This is a genomic window from Ensifer adhaerens, assembly GCF_002007205.1.
Taxonomy (GTDB): domain Bacteria; phylum Pseudomonadota; class Alphaproteobacteria; order Rhizobiales; family Rhizobiaceae; genus Ensifer; species Ensifer adhaerens_D.
The window spans coordinates 14,457-32,546 of the sequence record NZ_LAZS01000005.1; the positions used below are offsets into that span (position 1 = coordinate 14,457).

The following is an 18,090-nucleotide window of genomic DNA, read 5'->3' on the forward strand; positions in this document are numbered from 1 at the left end:
CCGTCAGCGTGGTTCGTCGTCGATGCCCCGCAAGAGAAGGTCAGAGGCAGACCACAGCCCCTGGAATGGCAACCGGGCACAAGGGCGTAGGTTTCTGCGGTGCGTGGAGGCTCGGAACCAGGCGGCCGAAGGGCCGCACAAAAAAATGCCCGCAGAACGCGGGCAGTTTTGGAGTGGGCGCATACGCTCAAACATGTTGCGCCTTTCTCCAAGGTGGCTGGCAGAGGTCAAGGATCTGTAAATGCGGGATAGCTAAAAATAGGGAATGGGGCGGTTCTTCGCCCCGGTGACCTGCCGCGCGCGAGGATTTGCCGGTGAAGCGGTGGCTGGAGGCAGATTTTTTGTCCGCGGGCCTCCGGCGCTGGGTCGGCCGGGTGTTGCCACCGGGCGTGGTAGGGCGCGAAGCGGTCAAGGCGGGTTGCGATTGCCGATGCGGTACAGCCCAGCTCAACCAAGCCGTTGTTTTTCCTGGATGGGGTTGCCCTCGGCCGCGCCGGTGATGCGCGCTTGCCCTCGGCAAGGCGTGGGGCTCGTCGGTGCAGGGCGGAAGCCGCCGGTACAACCATGGCGGAAACCTTAAGAAAGGAAATGTTAATTTAAGCGATGAATAATGAAAAAGGGGGTTGAAGATCGCCGCCATTTCGCCCTAAGGAAGCCCCGGGCGGCTGGACCGCTATTCGAAAGGACGTTTATGCGATCAAAAACCGCATGTGCCGGCGCAAGCCGCACCGCCGTTTCGGGTTTCAAGTTTCTCGTACCGACAACATCTGTTCTGGGCCTCTTGCTTCTGTCTGCCGGCTGTTCGTCGACGGTCGTCAGCGAAACGCCGCTGTTTGCCTCGGGCCATTCCAGTGCCTATGCGAGCCCTTCGATCAAGGTCCGCAAAGAAGAGAAACAGCTGAAGATCGCCGAAGCGGACGAGGATATCGTCGAGCCGGCGCCGGCGCGCAGGCGTACGACCGCCTATCTCGGCCGCGCGCCCTATATCTGCTCGCCGAGCGGTTTCGGGCGCACGTCGCGCTGCTTCCTGAGAGCGTCGCTGTAGCGGCCGCAGTCTTCGGGAACGAGGCGCATCCGGTCGGGTGCCCCTGACCTTTTCGGCGGTGACTTTCTGACCGCCGGGTTTCAGTGGAACTGGCGCGTTGCAGGGCCGGCGGGGGTTACGGCCGCGTCCGTGCCGATCACCGTCTCCAGCGCGCAGCAAGACAGGTCTGGTTTTATGCGGTGCCACACGTGGCCCGCCGGAGAATTTCGTTGTCCATTGCAGTCTTGAGATCGGTCCTTGGCGCGGGCGCGCTGGCGCTTCTGGCGATCGCCGGAGCGACGCCGGCGGGCGCGCAGGACCCCGTCAACGGCATCGACCGGACGTTGACGACCGCCGCCATCGCGCCGGCGGCAAGGGAGACGAAAGCGCGCACGGTCGAAATCGGCGTCTATGATCCGCATGATGCCGTCGCCGACAGCGACGCGCTGACGCTCGAGCATGTCTTCGTCTACTGGCAAAAGCCGGACCGGGCGCTGTTGAAGCGGAAGTTCGCGATAGCGCAGCGGCAGGGGCGGGCGCTGATGCTCTCGGTCGAACCCTATACCCACGCCGCCGACTGGCGCGCCGGCGGCAACCGGCTGTTCGCCGATATCGGCAAGGGCCGCTTCGACCGCGAAATCGCCGAGATCTGCACCCGCGCCGCCGGCTTCGGCGGGCGGGTTTACATCCGCTGGGGCCATGAGATGGAGGAACCCGGCGAGCGCTATCCCTGGGCACGCCGCGACAGCGAAGGCTACAAGACGGCGTTCCGCTATTTCGTGGCCAAGTGCCGGGAGCTGGCGCCGGACGCCCGCTACGTCTGGTCGCCGAAGGGCCACCGCAATCTCGCTGCCTACTATCCGGGTGACGATGTCGTCGATGCGATCGGCATTCCCGTCTGGGGTCTGCAGAAGATGGATGTCGATTACTGGGGGCGCGGACGCCGTTTCGTCGAGGCGCTCAAGGAAAAGTACCAGCGCGTTTCGCGTTACGGCAAGCCCGTGATCGTCGCCGAACTCGGCGTCTCCGGTTCGGCTGATTACAAGCGCGCCTGGTATGCCGAAATCCTCGACCAGCAGACCTATCGCCAGGCCTTCCCGCTTCTGACAACCGTCGTGTTCTTCAACGACAAGGAACCGTACAAGTGGCCGCTCGGTTACGGCGCGCCGGACTGGCGGCTCGATCGGGAGGCGCTGAAGGCGCTCGCCGGCCGGGAACCGAAGGAAGCGGCTGAACTCGCCGACTGATTGCCGTGCGTGGCATGAAATCCTGCTGATCGCAGCAGAGGCACTTTCCGGTGGGGCGATGCGCCGATCGTCCTTCGGCGCATCGTGAAAGCTTCAAATTCGCGGAACTCTTGATGTCCCGGATCAGGCCAGCAACAGGCCCGATTCGCGTGCCGCGGCAGCAAAGCAGCGGCTGGCCCGGTCCGTACTCGTCAATCCGTCCAGCGCATCCAGGCAACGCCTGAGAGCCGCGCGATACTCCCGTCCGCGCCGGCCCGGCCACTGCCTGAGCAGTTCAACGGCTTCGAAGACCGTTCTGACTACGGTCTGCCGTCTGGCCGATAGCTTGAGGGGGATGGGGGTGGGGAAAAGCTTCTCGCTCATTGCATTCCTCTTTGGCAGTCTTTTCGGGCAGTCTTTTCGAGCGAAGGGCGAACGCCGGAGGGCGGCAATGGTTCCGCTCGGGCGGTGGATTTTTTACCGCAGCGGGCGAAGCGGCTCCTGCACGGGCCCTGCGATGACATGCCTAGGGTTGCGCATACGTCGCTGAGCGTCTAAAGATTGCGTTAAGAGGTTGCAACCTAAGATGGCGCATTGAGCCCGGAACATGACGTCCAGGCTGTTTGCCGGCCTTAAGCGGATCGTACGCCCGAGGTCAGGCCAAGAGGCTGAAATGACGTCTATTTCTTCCTTTGGAAGTTCCGTGGCTTTGACCATCCTGCGCGGATCGAACCACAACACGTCTGCCAATCCGATGTCTGCCGCGCATGAGATCCTCGACAGCCTGATCAAGCGCGGCGTCGATCCGATTCGGATGAAAGAAGGCGAAGTCGTGCGGGCCGCCAATGGCAATGGCCAGGTGATCGTCGGCGGCGCCTTCAGCGACATTGACGGAACCAGCGGTGATGACCTGATCCAGGGCGGTCTGCAGAGCTCGGTAAACGGCGGCGCCGGCAACGACAATGTCTTCACCCTTGGTCTGGGCTCAGTCGATGGCGGCGCCGGCGATGACGAAATCTACGTGCTCGATCGGTCGCAGGCGTTTGGCGGCGATGGCAATGACAAAATCACGGGGCATGGTTCGATCGTCGATGGCGGTGCCGGCGACGACTGGATCCAGATCATGAGTGGCCGCTATGTGGCAGGGGTCGTCGATGGCGGTGCCGGAAATGACCGGATCAGCGCCATAGGCTCGGGCAACGTTGTGCAAGGCGGCTCGGGCGAGGACACAATTTCGCTGATCGGATGGACCCCCCAGGAGGGCTCGCCGACGCCGACCAATACGGTGAAATTTGCGATCGGCGACGGCAAGGACAGCATCAGGGCACTGGCGACCGATGTCACCATCGAGCTTGGCGAGGGAATAACCGCCGAAAACACGGAGGTTACCTTCACCGACAACAAGGCGATCATCCGCTTCAAGAACTCGCAAACCGACGAGATCACGGTGCAACTTTCAGAGGGCAATTCACTGGTGCTCGCCTTTGCCGATGGTCGCAGAAGCGAAACATTGCAGGTGAAGCCCGCCGAGATTATCGAGATTCGTCCGACGGGCGGCCCGGCGGCGGTCGTCGCCGCCTACCAGGAGCACTGAGGCGCAGGCGGCTTAAAGTTCCAGTGCCGCCTTGAGGTCGGTCGACTTGTGGGTGCGCAGGTCGAGGTCGGCTTCGATGTGGTCGATATGGTGCACCATCAATCGCGCGGCCGTATCGACGTCGCCGCGCTCGATCGCGTTGACGATCTCGTCGTGTTCGCTGTGGCCGCAACTCGAAACGGTCGATTGTCCGTAAAGCGCGATCACCAGCGACGAGCGAGCGACGAGTTCGTCCATGAAACGGCGCAGGATCGTATTGCCGGAGAGATCGGCAAGCGCCAGGTGGAAATCGCCCGACGCCTTGATCTCGGCGCGGCGGGCGGGTTGCCCGCGCTGTTCGGTCAGTTGCCGCTCGGCGGCCAGCATGCGGCGGAGCTCGGCAAGCTCGGCCGTGCCGATCCTGGTCGCTGCAGCCCGCACGACGCCGGGCTCGATCAGCCGCCGGGTGGCAAAAATCTGGCGTGCCTCGTCGATCGAGGGGTGGGCGACGAAGGCGCCGCGGTTCTTCTCGACATTGACGAGGCCCTCGTAGGACAGCGCCTGCAGGGCGGCGCGCACCAGCGTGCGGCTGACATTGAAGAGTTCACCGACGTCGCTTTCCGAAAGCTTGGTGCCGGGCGCAAGTCGCCGCTCGACGATCGCATCGCGCAGCGTATCGCGGATATGCTGGCTGCCCGTGTCGGTGGTCGGGTCGGTGGCCAAGTCGGCCGGATGGGGCGTGGTGGTCAGGGACATGAATCGATCCGCGAAGCAACGCGCCATCTTATCGTCGGACGATGCGAAGGGAAACGACAATCTGACGCGCAAAGGTTGCGCGGCATCGTCTGGTAGAGACACGCCTACTTGTCGAGTTCCGGATAGACGCGGTCGAGGAAACCCGGCCGAAGTTTCTCGCCGATCAGGCAATCGGGTGCCGGGAAGGCATCGACGTAGCGCACGGTCGGTGGCGGCGGCAGGCCGCTGACCTCAAGCACCAGTTTCTGGCGGATCGCGATGGAAAAATCTTCGGGTTCGTGCACCGGCAGCACGAAGGAGCCGGGGCCGCCGATGACGCATTCGGCATAATACTGGTCGAGCGGACCGGTCGAGACCGACGGGCGGATGAGGATGGCAAGCCCGTTGATGGTGATGCCGCGTGCGATCGCCGTCTCGCGGGCCGGAAGCACCGGCGGGCCGATATTGTTGGGGCCGTCACCGGAGACATCGATCACCCGGCGCATGCCCGAAAACGCATTGGAATCGATCAGCGCCGTGCCATAGGTGATGGCGTTGGAAATCGAGGTGCCGCGGCGCGTGCCAACCGGTCGCGCCTCGATCAGCTTGGCAAAGGCATCGGCATCGGCGGCATTGTCGATGACCGTCCAGGCGACAACGGAGGACTCGTTCACTGTTCCCGCCCATTCGAAATAGCCGATGGCGATCTTGCCCAACTGGCCGCTTTCGACGGCATCAAGGAAGTCGCGATGTCGGAGTGCCTCGACATAGCCGGCCCGCTGGATGCGGGCCTCGTCGAGATCCATCGAGCCGGACATGTCGACTGCCAGGATCAGTTCGACGTCGACATCTGTCGGCATGGCGGTCGATGGGCTCGGGCCACCACTCAATGAAAGGAGTAACGCCAACACGCTCAACATCGCTTCAACCAGTCATTGCGCGCGGTCAGATTAGAAGAATGTAACACAAGATTGGCTTTCGGCGACCGTTTGGGTGTAGTTGGCCTTCAACAAAGAGTGATTTTACTGACGCCCGCGTGCGACCGGATGCATGTCCAGGAAAGGCAGGATGCTAGAGCCGACGGAAAATACCGAGCGATTTCAGATCGATAGATTGCAGCGGGCGGCGTTCGGATACTTTCTCGAACATTCGGATCCGGCCACCGGACTGATCGCCGATACCGCACTACCGGGTGCGCCGGCGAGCATCGCCGCGACCGGTTTCGGCCTTTCCTGCTATCCCGTCGGCGTCGAGCGCGGCTGGCTCACGCGCAGCGATGCGGCCCGGCGGGTGCTGGCGGTGTTGCGCTTCCTTGATCGAAGCCCGCAGTCCCGCCACCCGCAGGCGACGGGCTATCGCGGTTTTTACTATCACTTTCTCGATCTGCAGACCGGCGAGCGCGCCTGGAAAAGCGAGCTTTCGACCGTCGATACGGCGCTGCTGATCGCCGGCTGTCTGACCGCTTCTGCCTACTTCTCCGGCAGAGATGCAGACGAATGCGAGATCCGCGCGCTTGCCCATCGGCTCTATGCGCGGGTCGACTGGCACTGGGCGCTCAATCGCGGCGACACGCTGACGATGGGCTGGCGGCCGCCGGGGCGCTTTTTGAAACATCGCTGGCGGGGCTACAGCGAAGCGCTACTGCTTTACGTGCTGGCGCTCGGCGCACCCGAACATGCGATCGAACCGGAGCATTACGCGGCCTTTGCCGAGGGCCATGACTGGATCCCGGTTGAGGGCCAAAACCATCTTCATGCGGCGCCGCTCTTCATCCACCTCTTCCCGCAGGCCTGGCTCGATCTGCGCGGGCTTTCCGATCGGCCGATGCGGGAGCGGGGGACGGATTATTTCGAGAATACCAGACGCGCCATCGCCTTGCAGCGGGATCACGCGTGCAAAAATCCCGGTCGTTTCGCCGGATATGGCGAGCACCTGTGGGGCCTCAGCGCCTGCCATGCGCCGCGCGGCCGGCTGCGGCTTGCGGATGGGCGCCAGCAGCGGCTTTTCGGCTATGTGAACCGCGGCGCACCCTACGGCCTTGATGACGGCACGCTCGTGCCCTGGGCGCCGCTTGCCTGCCTGCCGTTCGAGCCGGAAGCGGCGCAGGCGGCGCTGGCGCATATGGCGGAGCGCTATCCGGGACTTTTGAGCGAAGGGCGTCTTCCCGGCGGCTTCAACCCGAGCCTTGACGGCGGTGGACCTGAGGGCTGGATCGATGCGCGGGTCGTCGGTCTTGACCAGGGCCTCGTTGTCATGATGATCGAGAACTGGCGAAGCGGCCTTACCTGGGCGCTGATGCGCAGCATGCCGGCGATCCGCCTCGGCCTTGAACGGGCGGGCTTCGACGGTGGCTGGCTGCAGGAGGGGGAAGGCGCGTGCGGGTATCCGCCCGCATCCAGCACCTGAGGATGAGAATGGGCGACGGAGACGGCATGCGCTTGAACGACCACCGGCCGACCACGGAGATTGCGGCGGCGTTTCCGCCGCAGGCGCTGGCCGTCGCCGACCATCTGCGTACCCAGTTTCCCGAGGCTGCCGTCTCGCTCGGGCCGGCGGCCAGTGATTTCAGCCCGCCGGGCGACTTCTGGGCTGCGGGCAGCGCTGGCCTTGAGGCGGGGCTCGCCTATCAGGATTTTTTCGGCGCCCGCATGACCGACCGGATCCGGGCGGCACATCTGATCGCCTTCTATAGCCGCCAGTTGAGCGTGGTCCTCGGCGCGTTCCATCTCGGCGCGGGGCTCAGGACTGAGGTCGCCGGCATTCGTTTCGAGGACTGGACACGCCTTCACCGTGGCGTGGAAGTCGCGGCCAAGCGCTATCATTTTCGTCTGCAGCCGGTGGCGGTGGAGCGCCGGGGCGGCGGCGGCGCCAGCGCCCTCGAACAGGCTTTCATCGCCCATCTGGCGCCGGTGATTGCGGTCCTGAAGAAGCGGGCCGGACTTTTCTCCGGAGCGCAGTGGCGGCTGGCGGCGGATTCGTTGGCCGGCGCGTTCCTGGAAATCGGCCGCGCGATCGACGACGAGGCGCGCGGCATGGCCGAGGCGCTGGCGATCGTCAAGCGGCCGGGGTCGCGGCTCTATTCCGACGAGCTTTGTTACGAGGAGATCGTTGCAATCGATCCTCAAGGCGGCGAACAACTGTCGCGCCAGTACCGCATACGCTGCGGCTGCTGTCTCTATTTCCGAACCGAGGGCGGCAGCTTCTGCGATACTTGCGTGCTGCTGGAGCCGGAAGATCGCCGCGCGCGGCTGGCGGCGCATCTCATGCAAAACGGCGGGACCTGAACCCCGCCGTCGCTTTGCTGACTATCTGTGATCAGTGATCACTGTGCCTTGACGAAGCGCTCGTTGATGAAGCCGGAGACGACGCCGAGCACGATCCAGAAGGCAAGCGTGGTGGCGAGTGCGGCAACCGCAAATTCGGCGCCAAGGACGGCCGGAACGTTGCTGGTGATATCGAGCGGCTGCGGCGCGCCATAGACATGGGGGGCTGCGATCAGCACGAGGCCTGCAACCTTGGAGACGATCTCCTCACGCAGCACGACGAGGTAGAGACCGACGGCCGAAAGCGCCACGGTCACCAGCCACCAGGTCTGGCGGTCGCCGAGTTCGGCAGCCGGGAAGCCCGGCAGTTCCGGCGGCAGGCCGATTGCCGGCAGCATATGCACTGCCAGCCAGCCGCAGGCGCCCCAGAGCGCGCCGTTCCGGAGCGTGATCGGATAGCCGATCACCAGGCTGACGCCGGCCAAGAGCAGGCCGAAGCCGGAGCCGGTGACCAGATTGGCCATCAGCGTGCCGGAGAAGCGGCTCATGCCGAACATGATGCCGCCTTCCTCGTGCTCGCCCTCATGGGCATAGGCCGGCGTGATCGGCGACAGGGCGTCGAGCAGAGCGCCGAGCGGCGAGACGGCTTTGAGCGACGAATGCTGGTCGTGACTTTCCGCGGCCGGCTGTGCAGCACCCGGCTGGGCGGCGGGCTGTTCGGTTGGTGCCGGAGCCTCGCCTTCGAATTCTTCCGCATGCAGGATCAGCGGCGTAACCCTGAGTTCCTGGGCGCCGGTCATGAAGACACCGGCAATCAATCCAGCCACGATCGCGGCCAGAAGCGTTCTGACAATCATCTTGAAATCCCTCGATAACGACAAAAGCCACGCGCTGCGGCGTGGTCCTTGCGCCTTCCCATTTTCCCTGTCCTGCGGATGGCACCCATGCGCCGGAAAAACCGGATTGCACGCGCGCCGACATCCGGCTCGGGCCGGATGCGTTCAGGTCCGCAGATATTTCGATGCGGAACGTGGTTCACGTTCCGAACATCGGTCAGTGGCAGGGGAAGCCGTAGGAGTGGCGGGTGTCGTGCGCCGTGTCGTGCAGCACCGCCGAGTTGGCAAGGCCGGCGCCGAAGACGAGGAATGCGCCGATGAAGAGCGCGATGACGCCAGCGGTCAGACGATCGCTGAGGGAGAGCGGGGTGCTCGAAATGGTAGACGTAGCCATGACAACCTCCGTGATGGCATCGGGAAATTCCCGGTTGGGCCCTATGCCCGCATCGAGTGGCAGGTTTCCTGGCTCACGGCGTTGGGCTCGATGCCCTCGATCTGCCTCGCCTTCCCAGTTCGGCCGCCCTCTCGCGGTCTTGCCAGTGGCTTCTTCCGGATCGCTCCGGAACGGCGGATCGACGTCGCTCTACAGTCGCGGGGTCGGCCGTGATTTGAATGCCCAGAGTGGGTCCATCCGTCACGTTCCCGTTTACTCCCGAAACACGTTCGCGTCCCGGGAACCAATCGATCCCAGATGATTAGGATCGTGTCATGGAGTTGTCAATTGAGCCTGCGCCTCCGCGCGGCCCATCCGCGACAAAATCCTTGATGGTCATGCGTTTATAGGCCTCGACGATCTGGTCGCCCTCGGCCCGGTCGACCGAGACCGCGAGCCGCATGGTGCAGTCGCCGAGATGCATGATCAGGAAGGCGGCGCTGTCGATCTCCTCGCGCGGCGTGTCGGGCACAAGTCGAGCCCAGACATCGGCGAGAAGCTTTCCGCCGGCGCGGCTTTGCGCAAGGTCGATCTCGCGCAGCGCCTTGTCGGCCTGCATCGCCGACCAGATGTCGCGCATGACCGGTTCGGCCAGGAACATGTCGTAGTAGATGTCGAACAGCAGCGAGAAAGCGGCGCGCAGCTCGGCGATCGACGTGACCTTGGCCAGTTCAGCCGCGATGCACTCGTTGCAGACCGCATTGTAGCGTTCGGCGAGCGTGCGCACGATCGCCGCCTTGTCGGGGAAGTACTGATACAGCGAGCCGATCGAAATCCCAGCCTTTTCAGCAACTTCGCTCATGCGCATGGCGTCGCTGCCCTTCTCCTGGATGAGCGCCGTCGCGCAGGCGAGGATCTGCTCGACGCGCTCGCGGCTGCGCTTCTGGCTCGGCGTCCGGCGCAGCGCGGTCTCGTCGTCGGTGGGAAGAGTGGCGGGACTTGCAGATGGAATCATGAGGGGTGCTCACATTTTAACTTGACTCCTAAAATACGAGGATTTATCACATTTGCAAATGTGAGCGATGCTCATGTTTATTGATGGAACCTCAGGAGGAAACGATGTCTCAGAAAGTCACACTGGTTTTGGGTGGTACCGGCAAGACGGGGCGGCGGGTGGCCGAGCGCCTTCAGGAGCGGGGTGTTGCGGTGCGCATCGGCGCCCGCTCGGCATCGCCTTCCTTCGACTGGACGGACGAGACGACCTGGGCGCCGGTGCTCGAAAATGTCGATCGCATCTACGTCTGCTATCAGCCCGATCTGGCGGTGCCGGGTTCCGTCGAGGTCATCCGCAAGTTCTCGAGCCTTGCCGTTGGCGCCGGCATCAAGCGGCTGGTGCTTCTGTCGGGGCGCGGCGAGGACGAGGCGGAAGCGGCCGAGCGCGAATTGCAGGCCTCGGGCGCCGACTGGACGATCATTCGGGGCAGCTGGTTCTTCGAGAATTTCGACGAAGGTTTCCTGGCCGAGGGTGTCACGAGCGGTTCGGTCTTCCTGCCCGTGGACGAGGTCACCGAGCCGTTCGTCAGCTGTGACGACATTGCCGAGGTTGCGGTTGAAGCTCTCCTCGACGACCGCCATGTCGGCAAGGTCTATTCGCTGACCGGCCCGCGGCTGATGACCTTTGCCGAGGCCGTAGCCGAGATCGCCGCGGCGGCCAACCGCCCGATCTCCTACCAGGCCGTCCCGGTTGCCGACTTTGCGGCGCAACTCAAGGCGGACGGTGTGCCGGATGACTATGTCGAACTCATCCGCTATCTCTTCACCTCGGTGCTCGACGGACGCAACTCAAGTCTGACGTCCGATGTTGAGCGCGTGCTTGGGCGGCCTCCGCGCGACTTTGCGGACTACGCCCGGGGAACCGCTGCGTCAGGTGTCTGGAGTATTGCCGCATGATCCCGCTGATCCCCGCTTTGGCGTTTGCCGCCGCGATCGGTTCCGGCCTGATGGCCGGGCTGTTCTTCATCTTCTCGGTCTGCATCATGCAGGCCCTGTCGCGGCTGCCGCCTGAGCAGGGGATCGCCGCGATGAACGCCATCAATGTCGTCATCCAGAACCCGATCTTCCTCAGCGCCTTCATGGGCACGGCGCTGCTCGGCCTGGCGCTGATCGTCGTCGCCTTCGTCTCGGGCGGCGAGGGCCGGTGGTGGCTTGCCGCTGGCGGCATCGCCTATGTCGTCGGCGTCCTCCTGGTGACGATTATCTTCAACGTGCCGATGAACGATGCACTGGCCGCGGCAGCCCCCGGGCAGGCCGCAACCGACCTCTGGCAGCAACGTTATCTGACCGACTGGGTCTGGTGGAACCACGTGCGCACCTTCGCATCGATCGGTGCGCTGGCACTCTTCATTCTCGGCTTTGCCCGCACCTGACGAAAGGCGCCGGCAAGTTGATCCTTGCCGGCGCCTTCATGCGTCTCAAGCTTTTTAGCCTATCCGGCAGTCAAGGCTTCGGAATCCGCGCGTCATATTGCGCTTCAAGGTTGGTAAACTTGCTCCAGAAGGCCGCCGGCTTTTCGCCTTCGAGCAGAGCGCGCAAAATATCGAGGTGCACATGCCAGCCGGCAGAGAAGCTGGTCATGATGGCACGGTCGGCGATGCGTTTATGGGTGACGACGAGCAGGACCTTGTCGCCGCGGGGGCTGAGCTCGAAGCGGACCTCCGATGGCGTGCCGGTTTCCTCGTTCCAGGTATAGGCAAGCAGATGTGGCGGTTCCCAGGCGAGCACGTGACCGTAATTGCGCACCTCGCCGGCGTGCTCGGCGTATTTCTGTGGTGGTCGATCATCGTCCGTCGTCAGTTCCGAATGGCGGAAGACGTGCTCGACCTCGGCCCCTTCCTTCGATCCGATCGTTCCGGACGCCATCCAGAGCCGGCGCTTGCTTTCCTCCGTCAGATAGGACCAGACCCGCTCGATCGGGCCGGGAAGCAGGCGCTCGATGCGTACCGCATCCGGTGCGGTGACGCGGCCATAGTCGGCGCTGGCAAAGGCTGTCGCATGAGTTGTCATGGCTTTTCCTCCGGATCAGTTTGGATAGTGGCGTCTTCGGCGAGAAGCAGCGCCTCGAGTGCGTCGATGCGCGTGCGCCAGAAGGCTTCGTAGTGGCGCATCCACTCCATGCCCGCATGCATCGGCGCAGCATCGAGCCGGCACACATGCGTGCGACCTTTTACTTCGCGGCGCACCAGACCTGCTCCTTCCAGCACCTTGATGTGCTTCGATGCCGCGGCCAGCGAGATCGAGAACGGCGCCGCAAGCTCGCCGACCAGCCTTTCGCCTTGCGAAAGGTTCTGGAGCATGGCGCGGCGCGTCGGATCCGAAAGCGCGTGGAACACGGCATCGAGATGTGTGTTCTGATATTCAACCATGTTGTTGAATATCGTCTCGATCGACCTAATTGTCAACCGTTCGGTTGAATTTAAAAGTATCGCGAAAGGAGACCAGGCCCCGGTGGGTCGTCGTGGATGCGCCGTCCCTTCCAGGCGGCAAGCGCATCGGCAAGATCGTCGGTCGGCACCATCTGGGCAAACTGTTCGCTTTCGACCAGCAGCCCCTCTGATATCGACATGTTGAGGCCGCGGGTGACGGCGGTGATGATGGCGCGGACCGCAAGCGGGGAGTAGGCCATGATGCGTCTGGCGAGGTCGCCGGCGGCGGGAATCAAGTCTTCGTGGGGAACGACGTCGTTGACGAGGCCCATTTCCCTTGCGCGATCGGCCAAGAAATCCTCGCCCGTCAGAAGCAGTTCGAGTGCGCGCTTGCGGCCGGCAAGCCGCGGCAGGCGCTGGGTGCCGCCGAAGGTCGGCGGCATGCCGAGCTTGATCTCGGGCCTGGCAAAGCGCGCCCTGTCGCTGGCAATCGCCAGATGCACCGCCTCGATGATCTCGCAGCCGCCGCCATAGGCAATCCCGTTGACAGCGGCGATGACGGGCTTCGGAAAGGCTTCGAGCCGCGCCGTCAGGCCCTGGCCGCGACGGACGAAATCGCGCACGGCCGGGTTTACGCCCTCGGCCACGCTTTCCGAGAACTCGTGGATATCGCCGCCGGCGGAAAAGGCGCGTGTCCCCGCACCGGTGATGATCACCGCGCCGACGGCGTTGTTCACTTCGATCTGGTCGAGAAGGCTCATGAGCCGATCGATTAGCTCGTAGTTCAGCGCGTTGAGTTTCTCTGGGCGGTTGAGAGTGAGGAGGGCGATGCCCTCGGAAATCTGCATCAGCACGGTGTTCGACATGGTTGCTCTCCGGCAGGTGTTGACGGGGAGAGGCTAGGTGAGGGAAGATGCCATGTATATTCACTAGTCGGTATACATGAGAGATGGCGAAAGCAGAGAAATCGACCCGGGAACTGATCGTCGCAGCGGCGGAAAAGCTGTTTTATGCCGAGGGCATCCGCGCAGTCAGCGTCGATGCGGTGGCGGAAGCCGCGGGCGTGACAAAACGCACGCTCTACTATCATTTCGACAGCAAGGACGAGCTGATCGCCGCCTATCTCGAAGGCCGCGACCAGCCCAATCTGAAACTCTTCCGCAAGTGGTTCGACGCGGGCGACGGGGACACTGCCGACAAGATCGAGGCGATCTTCGTCAACCTGGCGCGGGCGGCGCGCCATCCGAAATGGAAGGGCTGTGGCTTCCTGCGCACCTCCGCCGAGCTTGCCAACATGCCCGGTCATCCGGCGATCCGCATCGGTGCCGCCCACAAGAAGAAGTTCGAGGCCTGGATTGCCGAGACCTTTACCGAAGCCGGTGTCGCCGAGCCGGCCATGCTGGCAAAGCAGATCCTGCTGCTGCTCGACGGCAGTTTCGCGGTCGTGCTGCTGCACCGGGATCCAAGCTACATGGAGGTGGCGGGCAGGGCTGCGGCGACGCTTGTGCGGGTGGCGCTTGCCGGCGCCAACGGAAAGGGGACATCCTGACGCGCTGCAACTTCCGCTTCAAACGGCTGCCATCGGCAGGCAGTATAGGATGCAGTGCCAGGAGCCGAACAACCATTGAGCGCCGGTGTGGCCGCGTTGCGGCTCACCGGAGGAGGAAATCCATGACAGTCAAGCGTATCGTCTCAAACCTCTACGCCCCGGACCCGCCAGTGGCGCGCGCCTTCTACGGCGACCTGCTGGAACTCGACGTGGTGATGGATCACGGCTGGATCCTGACCTTTGCCGCCGAGGGCAAGGCCGCGATGCCACAGGTGAGCATCGCCAGCGAGGGCGGCAACGATACGCCGGTGCCGGTGCTTTCGATCGAGGTGGACGATGTCGACCGGGCCTATCAGCGAGCCAAGGCCGCCGGTGTCGAGATCGTCTACGACATCACCAACGAACCCTGGGGCGTGCGCCGTTTCTACATGCGCGACCCGTTCGGCAATATCGTCAACATTCTGGCGCATTGAGCAATTCCAGGAAAAGTGCGCAGCGGTTTTCCGTCCGGAATGCGCCACCTCAAGCTGAGCAATTCCAGGAAAAGTGCGAAGCGGTTCTCCGTCCGGAATGCGCCACTTCAAGCTAAGCAATTCCAGGAAAGGTGCGCAGCGGTTTTCCGTCCGGAATTGCGTCCTTGCAAACTCGCGAAGGATGCCGCCGGCTGGACCGGCGGCCTCTTGCATCAGGCGAGCGACAGCGCGTTTGAAAGATCGGCCACGAGGTCGTCGGGATGCTCGATACCGATCGACAGGCGGATGGTCGATTCCAGCACGCCGATGCGGTGGCGCACCTCGATCGGTACGCCGGAATGGGTCATCGCCGCCGGGTGGCTGGCGAGCGATTCCGTGCCGCCGAGGCTGACGGCGAGCTTGAAGATCTGCAGCGCATTGAGGAAGCGGAAGGCCGCCTCCTGGCCGCCCGCGATGTCGAAGGAGAAGGTCGAGCCGGCGCCGGTGCACTGCGCCTTGAAGGTGCGGCCGACCGGCGTGTCCTCGCCGTGGAAGGGCAGGTAGTGGATACGCTCGACCTTCGGGTGGTCGCGCAGGAATTCGGCGACGATGCGGGCATTGTCGTCGGCCTTCTGCATGCGCACCGCCAGCGTTTCGAGCGAACGGCCGAGCATCCAGCAGGAATGCGGATCGAGCTGCGTGCCGATCGCACCGCGTAGCGCCTTTACCTGCTTCATCACCGCCTTGGAGCCGAGCGCGGCGCCGGCGATCAGGTCGGAGTGACCACCGACATATTTGGTCAGCGAATAGAGCGAGATGTCGGCGCCGTTTTCGATCGGCCGCTGGAAGACCGGCCCAAGCAGCGTGTTGTCACAGGCAACGATCGGCGTGTGTCCCTGTTTCCTGCCGATCGCATCGGCAACGCGGCGGATCATGGCGACGTCGACGAGGCTGTTGGTCGGGTTCGCCGGCGTCTCGATCAGGATCACCGAGACCCGGCCCTTGGCCATCGCCTCTTCTGCGGCGGCGCTGACGGCCGCTTCGTTGACGCCATCGGCAAAGCCGACGGCGGCGACGCCGAGATTGAGGAAGGTGCGGGCAAGCAGCGTCTCGGTGCCGCCATAGAGCGGCTGGCTGTGCAGCACCGCATCACCCGGCTTGACGAAGGCAAGCAGCGTCGTGGCGATGGCCGACATGCCGGAGGAAAACAGCGCGCAGCTTTCCGTGCGCTCATAGACGGCGAGGCGGTCCTCGACGATCTCGCTGTTCGGGTGGTTGAAGCGCGAATAGACGAGGCCGGCGCCGACACCTGCCGGCGGTTCCTTCCGGCCGGAAACGAAATCGAAGAAGTCGCGGCCCTCTTCGGCGGAGCGGAAGACGAAGGTGGAGGTCAGGAAGACTGGTGGTTTGACCGCGCCCTCCGACAGTTCCGGATCGTAGCCATAGTTCAGCATCTGTGTTTCGGGATGCAGCTTGTGGTTTCCGATATGGGTTTTGGAGGGATGCGGTGCGGTCATGGCTTGTCTCCTCAAGCGAAGCGGACTCGGACTGACAGGCAAATTATATCAGATGCTTGGACCGATCCTTGCTATTTCCCGCCGGATCGCCTTGAGTTGCGCAAAGATTTGGCTGGATTGAAAAGATATGGCGCAGAAAATTGCCGACGAGACGGATCGCAGAATTTTGAAGGAACTGGTGGCCGACGCGCGCCTCACCAACAACGAACTTGCCGAGCGGGTGGGGCTGTCGGCCTCTCCCTGTCTGCGCCGGCTGCGGCGGCTGGAGGAGACCGGCGTCATCCGCGGCTACACGGCGCTGGTCGACCCCTCGATCGACGGCTGGACGATGACGGCGATTGCGACCGTCACGCTCAGCCGCCAGCACGAAGACGAGATCGTGATGTTCGAGGAGGCGGTGCGCGGCTGGGACGAGGTGCTCGAATGCCACCTCGTGACCGGCTCGCGCGACTATGTGCTGAAGGTCATGAGCGCCGGGCTCGAACAGTACGAGCGCTTCATCAAGGAAAAGATCGCGCGGCTCAAATGCGTCGCCTCGATCGAGACGAGCTTCGTCATGAACACCATCAAGGAGCGGCGGGTCTAGTGACAAGCCTTCCATAAACCTCTGACGCCGTTCGATAATCTTCGATCCGGCTTTGAAACCATCAAGGATGCCCTAGATTCAAGGGATGAGGGCGTCCCCAAACGCTCGGTCGGACGCCTCGATCTCTCGGAGAGAGACGATGGATTTCGCACAGGCGTCCGACGCCGCCGTCTCCTGGTTGCGGACGGCCCTTTTGAACGAGTGGACCTATTATCAGCTCGCCATCATCGTTGCCGGCTACCTGGTCTGCGGCGCGCTGGCGAAGCGCATAGAGCCGCGGGTCGAGGCCCGCGCCCGCCTGATCAAGGGCAATCCGGATCTCTTGCGGGTCATCATCGCCTTCATGCGGCGGCTGCGCTGGCTCTTTCTGATCGTCTGGCTCTGGATCGCCGATGGCATGATCCTGCGCTTTGGCTGGCCGTCCTATCGCTGGCTGGTGGCACCGGCGCTGACGCTGACGGCTGCGTGGTTCGTCATCTCGGTGCTCACGCGCATCATCCGCAACCAGATGCTGGCACGGGTCACCGCCGTCACCGGCTGGATCTATTTTGCACTCTATGCCGTCGGGCTCGATCGGGTGATCCTGACGACACTCGATGGCGTTGCCGTCAATCTTGGCGCGGCTCGCCTGTCGCTGCTGCTCGTCCTGAAGGCGATCGTGCTTTCGTCGGCGCTGATCTGGCTTGCCGTTTTGATCGGCAACGTCTCGTCGCACTGGATCCAGCGATCAGCCGATCTGACACCCTCCTTCAAGGTGCTGATCAGCAAGCTGGTCAAGATCGCGCTGATCGGCTTTGCCGGCGCAATCGCGCTTTCGGCAACCGGCATCGACCTGACGGCGCTCACGGTCTTTTCGGGCGCAGTCGGCGTCGGTATTGGTTTCGGCTTGCAGAAAGTGGTCTCCAACTTCATCTCCGGCATCATCATCCTGCTCGACAAGTCGATCAAGCCGGGCGACACGATCACGCTCGGCGATACCTTCGGCTCCGTGCGCGACCTGCGCTCCCGCTTCGTCTCGGTGATAACGAGGGACGGCAAGGAATACCTCATCCCGAACGAGGATTTCATTTCGCAGCAGGTGGTCAACTGGTCGTTCTCCAGCGACTTCGTCCGCATCGAGGTCGATTTCGGAACCTCCTACGACAGCGATCCGCACGAGGTTGCGCGCATCGCCATCGCGACCGCCACGTCGCTTCCGCGAGTGGCGAGCAGCTACGCAGAGCCGGTCTGCTGGATGACGGGATTCGGCGCTTCTTCGCTCGATTTCAAGCTGCGGTTCTGGATCTCCGATCCGGGCAACGGGCTGACCAACATTCGCGGCCAGGTCCTGATGGCGTTGTGGGATGCGTTCAAGGCGGCGGGTATCTCGATCCCGTTCCCGCACCGCGAAATCATCATGAAGACGCCGGTCGAGGTCACCCGGGTTTAGAGGCCGAAGTGCACGTCGACCGGTTCGCGTCAGGGTGTCCTGCGGTTGTGGCGATTGACTGGACACGCCGGGGAAGCGACATTGCCGCCGTCGGAACAGCCCGCA

General features: G+C 63.5%; 21 protein-coding genes and 1 riboswitch. Of the genes, 11 read left to right on the plus strand and 10 right to left on the minus strand.

From position 1 onward, the window contains the following. Positions 1 to 691 precede the first annotated feature (691 nt). Together XB14_RS03805 and XB14_RS03810 are read left to right on the plus strand one after the other, a co-directional pair. Complete coding sequence (locus tag XB14_RS03805; RefSeq protein ID WP_077960292.1) at positions 692 to 1,045, plus strand: hypothetical protein; 354 nt, start codon at positions 692 to 694, stop codon at positions 1,043 to 1,045. A gap of 209 nt (positions 1,046 to 1,254) precedes the next feature. Beyond that, positions 1,255 to 2,271, plus strand: coding sequence for a glycoside hydrolase family 26 protein (locus XB14_RS03810; protein WP_077960294.1), 1,017 nt, complete (start codon positions 1,255 to 1,257; stop codon positions 2,269 to 2,271). A 123-nt stretch (positions 2,272 to 2,394) separates the two neighbouring features. Here XB14_RS03810 and XB14_RS03815 read toward each other — a convergent pair whose 3' ends face one another. Next, a complete protein-coding gene (locus XB14_RS03815; RefSeq protein WP_034791960.1) occupies positions 2,395 to 2,634 on the minus strand; it encodes a DUF982 domain-containing protein in 240 nt (79 codons plus the stop codon). Positions 2,635 to 2,953: 319 nt separating this feature from the next. Between XB14_RS03815 and XB14_RS03820 the strand changes: the two genes are divergently transcribed. Then, positions 2,954 to 3,844: a calcium-binding protein gene (locus XB14_RS03820; RefSeq protein WP_143348219.1), complete on the plus strand. Its 891-nt coding sequence runs from the start codon at positions 2,954 to 2,956 to the stop codon at positions 3,842 to 3,844. 12 nt (positions 3,845 to 3,856) lie between these two features. Here the strand turns inward: XB14_RS03820 and XB14_RS03825 are convergent, their stop codons facing one another. Next, on the minus strand, positions 3,857 to 4,579 hold the full coding sequence (locus XB14_RS03825) for a GntR family transcriptional regulator (RefSeq protein ID WP_077961863.1): 723 nt from the start codon (positions 4,577 to 4,579) through the stop codon (positions 3,857 to 3,859). 104 nt (positions 4,580 to 4,683) lie between these two features. Then, positions 4,684 to 5,478: a DUF1194 domain-containing protein gene (locus XB14_RS03830; protein WP_077960298.1), complete on the minus strand. Its 795-nt coding sequence runs from the start codon at positions 5,476 to 5,478 to the stop codon at positions 4,684 to 4,686. Positions 5,479 to 5,626: 148 nt separating this feature from the next. Here XB14_RS03830 and XB14_RS03835 point away from each other — a divergent pair, with 148 nt between their 5' ends. After that, positions 5,627 to 6,964, plus strand: coding sequence for a glucoamylase family protein (locus XB14_RS03835; protein ID WP_077960300.1), 1,338 nt, complete (start codon positions 5,627 to 5,629; stop codon positions 6,962 to 6,964). 26 nt (positions 6,965 to 6,990) lie between these two features. Then, on the plus strand, positions 6,991 to 7,842 hold the full coding sequence (locus XB14_RS03840; protein WP_143348220.1) for a (2Fe-2S)-binding protein: 852 nt from the start codon (positions 6,991 to 6,993) through the stop codon (positions 7,840 to 7,842). A 38-nt stretch (positions 7,843 to 7,880) separates the two neighbouring features. On the opposite strand, the gene XB14_RS03845 is transcribed toward XB14_RS03840, so the two are convergent. The 3 genes from XB14_RS03845 to XB14_RS03855 all read right to left on the minus strand — a co-directional run bounded on the left by XB14_RS03845 (position 7,881) and on the right by XB14_RS03855 (position 10,045). After that, positions 7,881 to 8,678 (minus strand): CbtA family protein, encoded by a 798-nt coding sequence (locus tag XB14_RS03845; protein WP_077960302.1) that lies wholly within the window; start codon positions 8,676 to 8,678, stop codon positions 7,881 to 7,883. 196 nt (positions 8,679 to 8,874) lie between these two features. Continuing rightward, positions 8,875 to 9,051: a CbtB domain-containing protein gene (locus tag XB14_RS03850; RefSeq protein WP_034791966.1), complete on the minus strand. Its 177-nt coding sequence runs from the start codon at positions 9,049 to 9,051 to the stop codon at positions 8,875 to 8,877. Positions 9,052 to 9,091: 40 nt separating this feature from the next. Beyond that, positions 9,092 to 9,354, minus strand: a riboswitch (cobalamin riboswitch). Then, positions 9,353 to 10,045, minus strand: coding sequence for a TetR/AcrR family transcriptional regulator (locus XB14_RS03855; RefSeq protein ID WP_077960306.1), 693 nt, complete (start codon positions 10,043 to 10,045; stop codon positions 9,353 to 9,355). (Overlaps the previous riboswitch by 2 nt.) Positions 10,046 to 10,149: 104 nt before the next feature. On the opposite strand from XB14_RS03855, the gene XB14_RS03860 reads away from it, so the two are divergent. Then, positions 10,150 to 10,980 carry an NAD(P)H-binding protein gene (locus XB14_RS03860; RefSeq protein ID WP_077960307.1) on the plus strand — a complete coding sequence of 277 codons (831 nt, stop codon included), beginning with the start codon at positions 10,150 to 10,152 and terminating at the stop codon, positions 10,978 to 10,980. Continuing rightward, complete coding sequence (locus XB14_RS03865) at positions 10,977 to 11,456, plus strand: DUF1772 domain-containing protein (RefSeq protein WP_077960308.1); 480 nt, start codon at positions 10,977 to 10,979, stop codon at positions 11,454 to 11,456. Before XB14_RS03860 ends, XB14_RS03865 begins: the two co-directional genes overlap by 4 nt. A gap of 70 nt (positions 11,457 to 11,526) precedes the next feature. On the opposite strand, the gene XB14_RS03870 is transcribed toward XB14_RS03865, so the two are convergent. Genes XB14_RS03870 through XB14_RS03880 form a run of 3 tightly spaced genes read right to left on the minus strand, consistent with a single transcriptional unit; the run spans position 11,527 to position 13,318 of the window. Continuing rightward, positions 11,527 to 12,093, minus strand: coding sequence for an SRPBCC family protein (locus XB14_RS03870; RefSeq protein WP_077960309.1), 567 nt, complete (start codon positions 12,091 to 12,093; stop codon positions 11,527 to 11,529). Further along, entirely contained in the window at positions 12,090 to 12,452 is a 363-nt protein-coding gene (locus XB14_RS03875; protein ID WP_077960310.1) for an ArsR/SmtB family transcription factor, read from the minus strand. Before XB14_RS03875 ends, XB14_RS03870 begins: the two co-directional genes overlap by 4 nt. Positions 12,453 to 12,502: 50 nt before the next feature. Then, a complete protein-coding gene (locus tag XB14_RS03880) occupies positions 12,503 to 13,318 on the minus strand; it encodes a crotonase/enoyl-CoA hydratase family protein (protein ID WP_077960311.1) in 816 nt (271 codons plus the stop codon). An 83-nt stretch (positions 13,319 to 13,401) separates the two neighbouring features. Here XB14_RS03880 and XB14_RS03885 point away from each other — a divergent pair, with 83 nt between their 5' ends. Beyond that, complete coding sequence (locus XB14_RS03885; RefSeq protein ID WP_077960316.1) at positions 13,402 to 14,001, plus strand: TetR/AcrR family transcriptional regulator; 600 nt, start codon at positions 13,402 to 13,404, stop codon at positions 13,999 to 14,001. Between the two features lie 122 nt (positions 14,002 to 14,123). Then, positions 14,124 to 14,474, plus strand: coding sequence for a VOC family protein (locus XB14_RS03890; protein ID WP_077960318.1), 351 nt, complete (start codon positions 14,124 to 14,126; stop codon positions 14,472 to 14,474). Between the two features lie 212 nt (positions 14,475 to 14,686). Here the strand turns inward: XB14_RS03890 and XB14_RS03900 are convergent, their stop codons facing one another. Then, the gene (locus tag XB14_RS03900; protein ID WP_077960320.1) at positions 14,687 to 15,970 is read right to left on the minus strand and encodes a cystathionine gamma-synthase family protein; all 1,284 of its coding nucleotides are present in this window, start codon (positions 15,968 to 15,970) and stop codon (positions 14,687 to 14,689) included. Between the two features lie 127 nt (positions 15,971 to 16,097). Between XB14_RS03900 and XB14_RS03905 the strand changes: the two genes are divergently transcribed. Together XB14_RS03905 and XB14_RS03910 are read left to right on the plus strand one after the other, a co-directional pair. Further along, entirely contained in the window at positions 16,098 to 16,556 is a 459-nt protein-coding gene (locus XB14_RS03905) for an Lrp/AsnC family transcriptional regulator (protein WP_077960322.1), read from the plus strand. A gap of 139 nt (positions 16,557 to 16,695) precedes the next feature. Continuing rightward, a complete protein-coding gene (locus XB14_RS03910) occupies positions 16,696 to 17,985 on the plus strand; it encodes a mechanosensitive ion channel family protein (RefSeq protein WP_077960324.1) in 1,290 nt (429 codons plus the stop codon). Positions 17,986 to 18,090 lie beyond the last annotated feature (105 nt).